The sequence below is a fragment of the Neorhizobium sp. JUb45 genome (assembly GCF_004343585.1).
GTDB lineage: Bacteria > Pseudomonadota > Alphaproteobacteria > Rhizobiales > Rhizobiaceae > Neorhizobium.
Genome location: NZ_SLYW01000002.1, coordinates 297,019 through 310,593, shown reverse-complemented (window position 1 = coordinate 310,593; position 13,575 = coordinate 297,019). Strand labels below are relative to the sequence as shown.

11 protein-coding genes are annotated in these 13,575 nt (G+C 59.4%); 5 read left to right on the top strand and 6 right to left on the bottom strand.

What is annotated here, in order from left to right; all coding sequences use genetic code 11:
• Positions 1-17: 17 nt before the first annotated feature.
• A complete protein-coding gene (locus EDF70_RS08145; RefSeq protein ID WP_132272861.1) occupies positions 18-1,262 on the bottom strand; it encodes an aromatic ring-hydroxylating dioxygenase subunit alpha in 1,245 nt (414 codons plus the stop codon).
• Between the two features lie 395 nt (positions 1,263-1,657).
• Here EDF70_RS08145 and EDF70_RS08140 point away from each other — a divergent pair, with 395 nt between their 5' ends.
• Positions 1,658-2,206 (top strand): DUF6656 family protein, encoded by a 549-nt coding sequence (locus tag EDF70_RS08140; RefSeq protein WP_132273678.1) that lies wholly within the window; start codon positions 1,658-1,660, stop codon positions 2,204-2,206.
• A 37-nt stretch (positions 2,207-2,243) separates the two neighbouring features.
• On the opposite strand, the gene EDF70_RS08135 is transcribed toward EDF70_RS08140, so the two are convergent.
• Entirely contained in the window at positions 2,244-2,618 is a 375-nt protein-coding gene (locus EDF70_RS08135) for a hypothetical protein (RefSeq protein WP_132272860.1), read from the bottom strand.
• Between the two features lie 112 nt (positions 2,619-2,730).
• Here EDF70_RS08135 and EDF70_RS08130 point away from each other — a divergent pair, with 112 nt between their 5' ends.
• Both EDF70_RS08130 and EDF70_RS08125 read left to right on the top strand, forming a co-directional pair.
• Positions 2,731-3,711: an L-threonylcarbamoyladenylate synthase gene (locus EDF70_RS08130; protein WP_132272859.1), complete on the top strand. Its 981-nt coding sequence runs from the start codon at positions 2,731-2,733 to the stop codon at positions 3,709-3,711.
• A gap of 20 nt (positions 3,712-3,731) precedes the next feature.
• Positions 3,732-5,162: an FAD-binding oxidoreductase gene (locus tag EDF70_RS08125; RefSeq protein ID WP_132272858.1), complete on the top strand. Its 1,431-nt coding sequence runs from the start codon at positions 3,732-3,734 to the stop codon at positions 5,160-5,162.
• Positions 5,163-5,323: 161 nt separating this feature from the next.
• Here EDF70_RS08125 and EDF70_RS08120 read toward each other — a convergent pair whose 3' ends face one another.
• The gene (locus EDF70_RS08120) at positions 5,324-7,693 is read right to left on the bottom strand and encodes a DUF1217 domain-containing protein (RefSeq protein WP_132272857.1); all 2,370 of its coding nucleotides are present in this window, start codon (positions 7,691-7,693) and stop codon (positions 5,324-5,326) included.
• A 338-nt stretch (positions 7,694-8,031) separates the two neighbouring features.
• Here EDF70_RS08120 and EDF70_RS08115 point away from each other — a divergent pair, with 338 nt between their 5' ends.
• Positions 8,032-8,598, top strand: coding sequence for a DUF6101 family protein (locus EDF70_RS08115; RefSeq protein WP_132272856.1), 567 nt, complete (start codon positions 8,032-8,034; stop codon positions 8,596-8,598).
• Positions 8,599-8,673: 75 nt separating this feature from the next.
• Here the strand turns inward: EDF70_RS08115 and ubiA are convergent, their stop codons facing one another.
• Positions 8,674-9,630, bottom strand: coding sequence for a 4-hydroxybenzoate octaprenyltransferase (gene ubiA / locus EDF70_RS08110; RefSeq protein ID WP_132272855.1), 957 nt, complete (start codon positions 9,628-9,630; stop codon positions 8,674-8,676).
• Positions 9,631-9,713: 83 nt separating this feature from the next.
• Complete coding sequence (locus EDF70_RS08105) at positions 9,714-10,067, bottom strand: HNH endonuclease signature motif containing protein (RefSeq protein WP_132272854.1); 354 nt, start codon at positions 10,065-10,067, stop codon at positions 9,714-9,716.
• A gap of 312 nt (positions 10,068-10,379) precedes the next feature.
• Here EDF70_RS08105 and EDF70_RS08100 point away from each other — a divergent pair, with 312 nt between their 5' ends.
• The gene (locus EDF70_RS08100) at positions 10,380-10,778 is read left to right on the top strand and encodes a hypothetical protein (protein ID WP_132272853.1); all 399 of its coding nucleotides are present in this window, start codon (positions 10,380-10,382) and stop codon (positions 10,776-10,778) included.
• A gap of 271 nt (positions 10,779-11,049) precedes the next feature.
• On the opposite strand, the gene EDF70_RS08095 is transcribed toward EDF70_RS08100, so the two are convergent.
• Positions 11,050-13,350 carry a Tex family protein gene (locus EDF70_RS08095; RefSeq protein WP_132272852.1) on the bottom strand — a complete coding sequence of 767 codons (2,301 nt, stop codon included), beginning with the start codon at positions 13,348-13,350 and terminating at the stop codon, positions 11,050-11,052.
• Positions 13,351-13,575 lie beyond the last annotated feature (225 nt).

Genomic DNA, 13,575 nt, shown 5'->3' with positions numbered 1-13,575 from the left:
CTAAGGATTACGTGGTCTCAGGCAACGGCCGAAAGTTTTGCCTGATCGCCCTGAAGACGGTCGACCATGAACTTGGTGTACCACTCGACGAACTGCATGACGCCGCCCTCGTGCAGTTCGGAATACGGACCCGGTTCATAGGCCGGCGAGCGGATACCAAACGCGTTTTCCTCGACGATCTGGCGGTCCTGGTCGTTGGTCATGTTCCAGACGTGGGTGAGCTGTTCGATATCGTAATCGACGCCTTCCACCGCATCCTTGTGGACCAGCCATTTGGTCGTCACCTGGGTTTCCTCGGCACTGATCGGCAGTACGCGGAAGGAGATCGTGTGATCGACCAGCATGTGGTTCCATGTCGTCGGGTAATGGAACAGAAGCATGGTGCCGATATGCGAGATCGTGACGTCATCCGACAGCGCACGGCGCACGGCGCGCTTGCCGTCCATCGTATAGCTTTCGGCATCCTCGATCAGCGGCATGCGGGCGACGCGGAACTGGCCGTCCGGGTGCATGTCGAACGCGCTCGGCAGGCCGGCGGCTTCGCAGCGCGCCCAGTGTTCGGAAATCACCGGGTCATCGGCGGCACCCTGTACACCGGTGGCGGAAGGCGCTTCCGGATAGGTGCGGCAGAGTTCCGGGTGGTTGGCGGCGCAGTGATAGCACTCGCGGTTGTTTTCCCAGACGAGCTTCCAGTTGCCCTTTTCGACAATGGTGTTCTGGTGCGCGACCTTGGCTTCCGACAGGCGATGCGGCGCCATGTAGGGTTGGATCTTCTGGCGTACCGGCGCAAAATCCGGCGCCTCGTTGGCGAGGCAGATGAAGACGTAACCGGCAACGCTTTCGCAATGCACGCTCTTCATCGAAAACTGCGTCTTGTCGAAGTCCTCGGCCATCTGGCGGGCAAACACCAGCGAACCATCGAGATCGTAGGTCCACTGATGGTAGGGACAGACGAGCTTGGCCGATGCGCCGCGTTCCTGCGTGCAGACGCGGTGGCCGCGGTGACGGCAGGTATTGTGGAAGGCGCGGATCAGCTTGTCCTTGCCGCGCACGATGACGATCGGATAATCGCCGATCTGCAGCGTGAAATAATTGCCGGCCTTGGGGATTTCGCAATCATGGCCGACGAACAGCCAGTCGCGGTACCAGATGGTTTCCATATCGAGCTGGAAATAATCCTTGTCGATGTAGAAAGGCTGTTCCAGGCTGAAACCCGGACGATGATTTTTCAGCTGTCGCAGAACGTCATTGCGAATATCCATGTTCCACTCCTCAGATCGTGGGGTTGGACCGGGTGCGCCATCCGCACCCCAAGCCGGCTTTGTCTAAAGCATGTAACCGTTATAACGCGCCTCTGTTTCCTCGGCAGAGCGACATTGCGACATGATATGCGGCATTGACGACAAAACGAATGAGTGACGCAAAAGCGACATGTTTGTTTTTGCCTTTAGATATCAGTCGCCTACGGCATCATGCGCGGCGCGCCGTAACGGGAATTTGGCGCAAACAGGCTATCAACGGCATGAAAACCACGGAAAGAACCCGTTAACAAACAATTGCTAATCTGCGCGTCGACCAACGGAGTGGCACCGTCGTGGAAGCACAACCGAAGCTGAGATATTACGATGCCAGCGCCTGGCGCCCGATAGCGCCGCGGATGAAACCGGCCGCGCATTCGGAATTTTTGCGCACCGGCAAGATTTCGCGCCATCGTGACGACTGGTTTCCGGCCGAGCGCCGTTACCTCACCTATGAGGAAGTGGCGGAGCGCACCGGTGCCAAGCTGGAAAAGGCCGGCGAAACCACCCATGAGCGGCTGAACGCCTTTCACCACGACATCAATTTCCCCAAAGTGCTGTTTCACCGCACGTTTCCGGAACGTCCACATCTGGGTTATTGCCATGTGACGGCGGCCAGCACGTTTATCGCCCGGCGTTCGGTGAGCTGGTCCTTCTATATCTGCAATTTTTTCGCCCAGATCGGCGAGGAAGCGCAGTTCTTCGAACATATCAATGCCGAACGGCGCCGCATGTACTTTGCCGTCGCCATCGAGGGCGAACCGGGGGCTGAGCGCATGCGCATCAACCGTGGCATCCGCGGCAATGGCGTGCTGTTCCAGACCTCAAATCCGCATGAGGCACTGCGCAACGTGCTGATGCTGGGCGCGCCCGATGATGCGTTTCGGGCGATATTGCAGAAGATGTAAGGCCAAAACGCCACACCTTGCTTGATCGCGACCATCGTCAAAACTGGGCAAGATCGGCCGTCAGATACCGTTTCGAGAGCTTCTTGCCATCGCGCTCGAGATAGTAGTTCGGCACGCCATCCTTGAAATGCCAGATGATGTCGCGGATAACTCCATGGCCTCCAGAAAATTTGACCCTGTCACTAACATGAAGCTGCATCGGTTCGATGAAGGTCAGGCACTCCTCCTTGATGGCAAATTCTTCGTCGCCGAAACGGATACGTGCCCACCCATCGTTACGGGTAACAACGCGGACCACGCGGTGATGCAGGTTAGAATTTGAAAGGCGCGGTGCACCGGCTGGGGCGGCGAAAGCTGGATCGGTTTCGCTGGTCCAGAACAGAATGGCTGATGGTTCTCGGGATTGGATCATGGCGCGCAGCTTGAATCAAACAGCTGGCGCCGACAATGCCTCGGTGCTTTTGTGCAGGCCGCAAAACGCAAAAAATATTGCCCCTCCTCCTGCCGCACGCTACAGCACTGGCATGACAGCTGAGATCATCGACGGCATCGGGCAGAAACAGGCGGCAATCCATGCGGCCGTGACCGTTCTGAAAGACGGCCAGCCGGTCGTCATTCCCACCGAAACCGTTTACGGCCTTGCCGCCGATGCCACCAATCCGACAGCGATCACCCGCATCTACGAGACCAAGGGCCGGCCGCGTTTCAACCCGCTGATCTGCCATATGGCCGATCTTGCCATGGCAGAACGCCATGCCGAATTCGATCCGATCTCGAAAAAGCTGGCGGAAAAATTCTGGCCGGGACCACTGACGCTGATCCTGCCCTTGAAGGAAGAAGGCCGCCAAATCCATCCGCTGGCAACCGCCGGTCTGGATAGCGTCGGTATCCGTGTGCCCAAGGGTTTCACATCCGATCTCATCCGCGCATTCGACCGGCCGCTGGCCGCCCCGAGCGCCAACACATCGGGAAAGATCAGCCCCACCAGCGCGCGCCATGTGGCAGACGATCTGGGTGAAAAACTTGCGTTGATCATCGATGGCGGTTCGGCTCCGGTCGGGGTCGAATCCACCATTCTGCGTGTCGAGGACGGGAAAATCCGGCTGTTGCGGCCGGGCGGGTTGTCCGTCGAGGATATCGAAGCGGCAACGGGCCTGACGGTCGAGCGTCGCGAGGGACCGGCGGCGATCATTGAGGCGCCGGGCATGCTGGCCTCGCATTATGCACCGGGCGCTGCCGTTCGGCTGGACGCAACCCATGTCGAGGCTGGTGAAGTGCTGATCCGGTTTGGCGGCGTTGTGGTCGAGGGCATCGAGCAGGCGAAAGCCGTGTTCGACCTCAGCCCGAGCGGCGATCTGGCTGAGGCCGCCGCCAACCTCTTCGACTATCTGAAAAGAGCCGACGCCACCGGTGCGGAACGCATTGCCGTCACCGCCATTCCGCAGCATGGGTTGGGCGAAGCGATCAACGACCGGCTGGTGCGCGCCGCCGCCCCTCGCGAATAGTTTTTTTCTGGAGATTGCCGATGGATGCGACCGTGATCGATACCGCCCTGCTCGACCGTTTTGCCGCCATTGTCGGCACCGACAATGCGCTGCGCGATGCAGCCGATCTCGCCCCGCGCCTGACGGAAGATCGTGGCCTTTATCGCGGCACCTCGCCGATGCTGCTGAAACCCGGCTCGACGCAGGAAGTTTCGGCGATCATGAAGCTCGCCAGCGAAACCGGCACGGCGATCGTGCCACAGACCGGTAATACCGGCCTGGTCGGCGGACAGACGCCGCGGGCGGGCAAGGCCGATATCATCCTGTCGCTGGAGCGCATGAACCGCATTCGCGATATCGATCCGGTGGCGAACGTGCTGGTCTGCGATGCCGGCGTCATTTTGGCCGAGGTGCAGCGCGCCGCCGAAGAGGTCAACCGGCTGTTTCCGCTGTCGCTCGGGTCGGAAGGCTCGTGCCGCATCGGCGGCAATCTGTCCACCAATGCCGGCGGCACCGCGGTGCTCGCCTATGGCAATATGCGCCAGCTCTGCCTTGGCCTGGAAGTGGTGCTGCCGACCGGCGAAATCTGGGACGGCCTTCGTCGCCTGAAAAAGGACAATACCGGCTACGACCTGCGCGGTCTGTTCATCGGCGCGGAAGGCACGCTCGGCGTCATCACCGGGGCAGTGCTCAAACTGTTTCCGCGTCCGGTCGGCCATCAGGTGGCTTTTGCGGGCCTGAATTCCACGCAGGATGCGCTAAAACTGTTCGAGAAGGCATCGAGCCTGTGCGGACCGGCGCTGACCGGTTTCGAACTGATGCCGCGCATCGGCGTCGAGTTCACGACAAAACATATCGACGGCGTGCGCGATCCGCTCGAAACGCCGCATGCATGGTACGCGCTGATCGACATTTCCACCTCGGATTCGGCTGAAACCGCCGAGACCATGGTGCAGGCGCTGCTGGAACAGGGGTTTGAGGCGGGTCTTGTGCAGGATGCGGTGATCGCTTCTTCGGGCGCGCAGGCAAAGGCTTTGTGGCACATGCGCGAAAGCATGTCGGGCGCGCAGAAGCCGGAAGGCGGTTCGATCAAGCACGACATTTCCGTGCCGGTGTCGAAAATTCCGGCCTTCATGGCGGAGGCCGAAGCAGCGGTGCTTGCCGCCATTCCCGGAGCGCGTGTCTGTGCCTTCGGGCATCTGGGCGACGGCAATATCCATTACAACATCTCGCAGCCGGTGGGTGCCGACAAGGCGGAGTTTATCGGCCGCTGGCGCGAGGTGAACGAGATCGTGCACGGCATCGTGCTGAAGGCGGGCGGTTCGATTTCCGCCGAACACGGCATCGGCCAGCTGAAGCGCGACGAGCTCGCCCATATCCGCTCCGATATCGAGATGGACCTGATGCGCCGCATCAAGCACGCATTCGATCCGGCCGGCATCATGAACCCCGGCAAGGTGATCGAGGGATAAGGCCAAGTCAATCGCATATGGAATGCGGAGGGCACGCCCAGCCGATCCCCCCCCTTGTGGGGGAGATCGAAGGGAGCAAGCCGCGCCGCCTCAAAGCCATTTGCGATAGCCCTGCCGTCCAAACGGAGCGAAGGGCAGATGATGCGCTGTCGCTACCGCTATCAGCGATACTGGCTCATCGAATAAAGCAGGTCGGCGCTGATGCCGGCGCTGCTGCTGTCGCCGGTCAGAATGCTGAGAGCCGAGGATGAGGAATCACTGTTTTCCAGATCGTAGAGCGCCGTGAACTTGTTGACCATCTTCTGAACCAGATCGGGGTCGGTGAGATCCTCGAGGTTCATGTATTTCTTCACAAGCTCGGCCTGCTTGTCGAGATCCATGTTGGAAAACTCTTCCGGCAGCGAAAAGCTGGTGCGGAAGAATTCCAGAAGGGCCGTATCACCGAGAATGTCGTAGGCGCTAGTGATCGATTTCGACATGCGCTCGAAATAGAGCGCCAGACGCACACCATTATTGTTTTCACCCTGTTCTTCTTCCAGGGTCTGGCGGTTGTAGAGGTTCTCGGTCGCAAGGATCTTGCCCTGCGTCTGGACTGTGGCGCCGTCATCGCGCTTGGCAAGCTTGCCGCTCGTGTCGAAATTGAAGGTGCCGAGGATTTCCGCCCATACCGTGTTGGTCTGCTGGTTGACGAAGCTCTTGGGATCATCGAGATCGGAGGCAAAGACCTGCTTGAGAAAATCCTCGTCGACCGTGTCCGGATCGACGTCGTAAGCCGTCAGCAGAACCTTGACGAGGCGATCGTCGGCGATGAACTCAGACGCGGTCTTGATGCTCAGCATCTTTTCCGAATAATATTTCGTCTCGACCGATGCCTCTTCCTTCGCCTTGCTCTGGGCGGTGATGTTTTCCCTGACCTTCTTGCCGGTGTCGTCCTCGGTTTCCTTAGTGCCGATCTTCTTCTCGTTGTCGATGAACCGGGTCACCTTGACGATATAGTCAGAGGCGACGGACTTGATCGTACCTTCCGTCTGCGCCGAAAGCGCGGTGGTGATGCCGCCATCCTTGGTGAAGTTGAAGGCCTGCGCCAGCGTCAGATACCGTTCGTCATTGAGCTTATAGGCATAGCTCTTCGAATCGGTCAGATCGCTGGTCAGCACCTGCTTGATGGTGGATTTCGACACGGTATCGGGATCGAGACCGACGGCCTTCAGGGCGAAATTGTAGACATCCGCCGTGGACATGAACTCCGCGACGGAATCGACCTCTGCAATTGCCGTCTTGTAGAGGTTGATGGCCTTTTCGTCGGCTTCGTCCTGATCGTCGTTGTAATGGCTGAAATAGCGGTTGGCGACGGACGTCGCCTGTGCCTCGGTCTGCGCTTCACCGGCGGCAACCGTGCCGTCGGTGTTGAAGTTGAACGAATTGGCCAGTTCCAGATACTTCGGATTGGTCTTGCCGTAGATGTTGGCATAACTGCCCGGATCATCCAGATCGCTGGTGAGGATCTGCTCGACCGTGGCGCGCACGACCGTCAGTTCGGTCATGTCGAACGCGGTACGGATGTAGTTATACATGCGGGTGTCGGTGAGGATGTCGTTGACGTCATCCACCGTCGCCATTTTCGCATTGAAATAATCGCGCTCGGCAACCGCCGTGGCCGAAGACAGGCGTTCCTGCCTGCTCAGGTAAAGACTGTTGATGGTCGCCTTCTGCTCGGCCGTCTGGGCGCCTTCCTCCGGCATGGTGCCGTCAGTGCCAAAATTGAACGCATCGGCCATGTCGTAATAGGTCTGGATCTTGTCGAGCGAGGCCTGGTAACCACTGATCTCCGTCTGGATCTTGCTTTTCTCAGCGGTCGTCGTGGCGGCAGAGAGACGGGTTTGTGCATCGGCCTTTTTGGTGTTCAGATCATCGCGCTGCACGCCCATCGTGGTGTTGATATAGCTGTCCGGGTCGCTGATATCGCTGGACAGCACATTCTTGACGGTGGCGCGCGAGTAATATTTTTCGTCGAGACCGTAGGACGTCAGCAGGTAAGACCGCAGACGCTCGTTGTTGAGAAGCGCATCGGCGCTGCCCACCTGATCCATCATGGTGTTGAAATAGGCGGTTTCGGTGGAAACGCTGGCTTCCTTTTCCGCCATCGTCGTCCCGTAGAGATCGGTCAGGTTCTCGATCTGGCCCGCGGACTGCGCCGCCGCTTCGGACGTCGAAAAATTGAAGGCGTTGGCAAAATCGCGGTAACGGTCATCGGCCAGCTTGTTGGCAAAGCTGTCATCGTCGGACAGATCGCTATCCAGGATTTTTTTCATGAACGCCTTGGCGTAGGTCATGTCTTCCAGACCGTAGGCCTTCATGGCGTAGGCATAGAGCCTGTAATCGTCCATGAATTCGTCGACGGTGGTGACCTTGCCGATATTGGCTTCGTAATAATCGGCTTCGCGCTTGACGGCAGACTGGTTCGATACCCGCTTGAGGCTGGCCGACAGATCGCGGTTGACCAGATCGTAGCTGAGATATGTCGATACCATGCGGATGCCCTCTTCATGCCTTCGCGGTGTCGCTGCCTGATGTTTTACACAGGTCCGCTTAAGGAATTCCTTTCGTCATTCTCTCACCCAAGCCTTGTCCGGGCCTGTCCCTGTTTCGCCTTGGCACGCAACGTTTCAGCTCCGCACAGAACCGGCGATATTCATATTCTCGAAACCGTAACAGATTCGGATTTGCTAACCATCTGAACCGGCAGGGATTTCTTAACCGCAATTTTTAAGCGGTTCTGGAAGGGCCGCGCCTATGTTGAGGCCATCAGAGGACAAAAGTCCCGGTGAGATGTCGGAAACGGCTCTCAGGTAAAACAAGGGTGCATTAAATGACACAATCGGTTCTGAAGCCCGAATGGGCCGGATCAGCTCTGCGGCTCGACCCCGCACGTATTCTCCAGCAGATCAGCTACAGCCTGCGCGGCGCCGACGGCGATGTATCCATCACGATAGACGAGCGCGGCGCGGTTCTGCGCAAGATCCTGCCCCAGAGCGGCCTGCCGATGTCCTTTGCCCTGCCGGCCCGCGCCTTCAAGGGTGTTGCAGCGCGTGCCATCGATCATGGCGATGGCGAAGTGACGGTGACGCTCGAACTGCATCACGAAGATGCCAGCCTGTGCGTGCCGCTTTTGGTGGCGCATGACCTGTGCGACATCGCTGCCGACTGGCGCTCGTGGTCCGAAGCCTTCCATATCCCGATGCTGATGGTGGAAGCCGACGGCGTTGCCCGTCCGCTGGAAAACCACCTTGGCGAAGTGCGCCAGAGCGCCCCCACCCAGCGCCGCCGCCATTCCTACTTTGCCGCCCGTCGTCCGCGGTTCCTGGTGCGCCGTACGACCGGCAGCCTAGGTGTGGCGATGAAGATCGAAGGCAAGGAAATCATTGCCCGCCGTTAAGGCGAAATATGTTTCAAAAACGAACAAGGCCCGGTCGCGAGACCGGGCCTTGTTCGTTTCAGCGGTTGAAATCAATCAGGAAAACGAAGCCAGCGATACCATCAGCGCGATAAAGATCACACAGCCGACACGGCCGTTCGACTTGAACAGGCGAAGGCAATGATCCGGATTGTCGATTTCGAGAATGAGGATCTGCCAGGCGAACATGATTGCCGCCACAGCAAGGCCGAGATAGCCGAGGAAGCCGACGCCGGCGGTCGCAAAAGCCAGAATCAGAAACAGCAGCGCCAGACCGTAAAGACCGATCAGCCATGCCTTGGTGTTTTCGGCAAACAGCCGCGCGGTCGAACGTACGCCGACCAGCGCATCGTCCTCCTTGTCCTGATGGGCGTAGATCGTGTCGTAACCGATCGTCCAGGTGACGGCCGCCAGATAGAGCCAGACGGAAGCCCAGGACACTTCGGCAAAAAGCGCCGACCAGCCCATCAGCGCACCCCATGAAAAGGCAAGACCGAGGAAGAACTGCGGCCAGTCGGTAAAGCGCTTGGCGAAAGGATAGATCGCCACCACGACCAGCGACAGGATGCCGAGGAAAATGGAAAACAGGTTGAACTGCAACAGGACCCAAAGGCCGACCAGCGCCTGCGCGCCTAAAAACAGTTTTGCTTCGGTGCGGCTGACCCGGCCCGACGGCAACGGCCTTGAGCGGGTGCGCGCCACTTCCATGTCGATATCGTGATCGATCAGATCGTTATAGGTGCAGCCGGCGCCACGCATGGCGACCGAACCGAGGAAGAACAGGAAGAGATAGATCAGCACCCAGCCGAGTGAAAACCGGCCATCGGCGGCATCATGATTGGCGGCGAGCGCCACCGACCAGAAGCACGGCCACATCAGGAGCTGCCAGCCGATCGGCCGGTCCCAGCGGGCAAGCTGGGCATAGGGCCAGGCGGCACGCGGCAGCACGTGGTAGACCCAGTTGTCGGAAGGCGCATCGGCCACGCGGCCGGTATCATCGGGGGCGTTTGTCATGCCCGGTTTCTGCCCCGCGGCGGAGATTTGGTCAAGCGGGCGTTAATTGCCTGCACCTCACCGACAAGCGTGCACTGCCATCATCAGGCCTTGCGACCGCGCCCCCGATTGGATTGCTGTGATTCCTTCGCTGAATCGGAAAAACCCGGCGGCTTGCCTTTTACCCAGGCCACGAATTTCTGCACGGCAGCGTCTTCAAGAATGGCCTCGATCGTGGAGAACTTCTTGGCGAGTTGGGCATCGGTAAAAATCGAATGTATCTGGTCGTGGCAGATACGGTGCAGGGCGACGGTTTGTTTGCCGCCCTTGCTCTTGGGCACCAGATGATGCGCATCCATCTGCTCGTCCGGGATGACTCGCTCGCAGAGTGGACAAAACACCGGCTCCGGCTGCGCCTCGTCCCATGAAGCGAATTCATCTCTATTCTTGCGGGCCATCGGTCGATCTTTCCTGATGCGGTGCCCCGTAGAATGTTTTTCGGGGGCGACTGCTGTCATGATTATGCGTTTGGCAATAGCACGAATTCATCCGAATGGCTTGGGCGCTTTCGACCAGAAACGGTGCATGAGGCCGCTTTGCATAGCCGTTTTCGCTTCAAACCACCTTCGGCAACGGCGGCCCTTCAGCACAAATACATTGAAGCCTGCAGCTCGACCCCATACACCCATCTCACGCAAGGTCATGGCCATAGCCGGCCCCTTACCCGGGACGCGTGTGCCGGCATGAATGCAAGCTGACAAAGGAACCCGATGTCGATCACTGTACAGAAAACAATCCCCGCCGCGCGTATGCGTCAGTTCCATCAAATGGTTGATCGCTGGCTTGCGGAAGGTCCGATCAAGCTCGCGACGAATGCCACGATTACCGCATTGGACAATGCCGGGATCCCGAAGGCTGAACAGACAGCGATCATCGAGGACCGGGACATCATCATGAAGCACAATATGCGCCTCGGGGTCATCAGCGAAGTATTCGCAGCAGCCATCGAGAAATCGGTGAATTCGTCTCGGTCGGAAAACGATGCGCGCGATGAGATCGCCCGATTGATTGTGACCGCAATTGGCATCCGTCAAGGCGACGACAGTGAACTGGTCACATTCACCTTCGCCACTCAAAGTGAGGCAGATGCATTCGATGCAGCCATCTGACGTTCTGCCCGTTCGTTTTTTCTCGGATTGATTGGATCAATGCGGAGCACTGTCGCAAGGATATTCCTGGCTGTGGCTTTTATCGCCCTTATCGGAAGCCTTGTCGCTTTCACGATCGCGCTATTTCCCTGGAGCTTGCTCATGCTCGGCATACTCCTCTTCATTGCGGCCTGCATATCGGTTGCTCATCTTCGTTGAGAAGATCGTCAATCAACGCCCACCACATCCGCATCCGCCATCTCCCCCACACCGAGGGAGATGGCGGATGCGCTTATCGTTTCTTCATCGCTTCCGCCAGCGCCGCGCCAAAAGCGCCCTGGCTTGCCGGCTTTTCGGTATTCATCAGTTTCGGATTGACCGGTTTGCCGCGATCGCCACCACGCGGACCGGGCGGCGGCGTATCGCCACCATCCTTGCGCATGGTGAGCGCGATGCGCTTGCGCTTCACATCCACTTCGACGACGCGCACCTTCACGACATCGCCGGCCTTCACCACTTCATGCGGATCCTTGACGAACTTGTCGGCCAGTTGCGAAACGTGCACGAGCCCATCCTGATGCACGCCGATATCGACGAAGGCGCCAAAGGCGGCGACATTGGTCACCGTGCCTTCCAGCAGCATACCGATCTTGAGGTCGGTAATCTCGTCGATGCCGTCCGCAAAGGTCGCGGTCTTGAAGCTGGGGCGCGGGTCGCGGCCGGGTTTTTCCAGCTCGGCGATGATGTCCTTGACGGTCGGCAGACCAAATTGTTCGTCGATGAACTGGCGCGGATCGACGGCTTTGAGCGCCGCGCTGTCACCCATCAGCGTGCGCAGGTCACGGCCGCAGGCGGCAACGATCTTTTTGGCTACACCATAAGCTTCCGGGTGGACGGAGGACGCATCGAGCGGCTCCTTGCCGTTCGGGATACGCAGGAAGCCGGCCGCCTGTTCGAATGTGCGATTGCCGAGGCGTGCGACTTTCAGCAGGTCCTTGCGGCTGGCGAATGCGCCATTGGCATCGCGGTGGGACACAATGGCTTCGGCGATCGATTTGCTGAGGCCCGAGACGCGGGCAAGCAGTGGTGCGGAGGCCATATTGAGATCGACGCCGACCGCGTTCACGGCATCTTCGACCACCGCATCCAGCGAGCGGGCAAGCTTGCCCTGATCGACATCGTGCTGGTACTGGCCGACGCCGATTGCCTTGGGTTCGATCTTCACCAGTTCCGCCAGCGGATCCTGCAGGCGCCGCGCGATAGAGACGGCACCGCGCAAGGAGACGTCGAGGCCGGGGAATTCCAGCGCTGCGGTTTCCGATGCCGAATAGACCGAGGCGCCGGCTTCCGAGACGATGACTTTTGTCGGCTTCGCGCCCGGAAGGTTGGTGAGCAGGTCAGCGACCAGCTTTTCAGTTTCGCGGCTGCCGGTACCGTTGCCGATCGAGATCAGTTCGACATTGTGTTTGCGGATGAGTGCCGCAAGCTCGGTCTGCGCGCCGCGCACGTCATTACGCGGCTGGAACGGATAGACCGTGGAGGTGTCGATGAGCTTGCCGGTGGCATCGACGATCGCCACCTTGACGCCGGTGCGGATGCCCGGATCGAGGCCCATCGTGGCCCGTGAACCGGCGGGAGCCGCCAGCAACAGGTCTTTGAGATTGCGGGCGAAAACCTGGATCGCCTCGGCTTCGGCGCGCTCACGCATCTCGCGCATCAGGTCGAGAGACAGCGACATCGACAGTTTCACACGCCATGTCCAGCCGGCGACTTCCATCAGCCAGCGGTCGCTTGCCCCCTTGTCGCGGATATCGAAGGCCATGGCGATGATGCGCTGCGCCGGTTTGACCGGTGACGTGTCATCGGCATCGACCTCGATGGTGAGCGTCAGAAACTCCTCGTTCCAGCCGCGCAACATGGCGAGCGCGCGGTGGCCGGGGGCTGTCGCCCAGCGTTCGGTATGGTCGAAATAATCGGCGAATTTTGCACCCGCCTCCTGCTTGCCATCGACCACCCGTGCCTTCAGCTGCGCGCCGTCGCGCATGTGATTGCGCAGGCGTCCAAGCAGGTCGGCATTTTCGGAAATGGTTTCGGCAACGATATCGCGGGCACCTTCCAGCGCCACTTTCAGGTCGGTCACTTCGCCGGTGATATAGGCTTGCGCCAGCGCGGCCGGATCGGAGGAACGGTCGGCCCAGATCGCTTCGGCCAGCGGGCCTAGGCCGCGCTCGCGGGCGATTTCGGCGCGGGTGCGGCGCTTGGGCTTGTAGGGAAGATAAAGATCTTCCAGTTCCGCCTTGGTGACGGCCTTGGCGAGTTTCACCGCCAGATCGTCGGTCATTTTCCCTTGGCCGTTGATGCTGTCGACGATCGACGAGCGCCGGGCTTCCAGTTCGCGCAGATAGACGAGGCGTTCGGCGAGGTTGCGCAGCTGCGTATCATCCAGACCGCCGGTCACTTCCTTGCGGTAACGGGCGATGAAGGGAACGGTCGCGCCCTCGTCGAGAAGTCCGATGGCGGCGACGGCCTGATCGGGCCGCGAATTGATCTCGGCGGCAATGGTGACGGCGAGGGAGCGGATGTCAGCGGCCATGGGGTTCTCACGTACAAATTCGGAGTGGCGACCATAGTCGAACTTTGTGGCATGACAACGCAGGCATTCAGGCCTCCACAGCTTTGCCTTCGACCTGCACCGTTCCGGCACAAATGGTTACCGGATCGTAACCATGTCGACAGCCATGCGAAATGACAGGTTCTCATATTGGGGCGCCTTCCTATACTTCCCCCTGTCGCATGATGCGACATTCAGAGTGGAGAT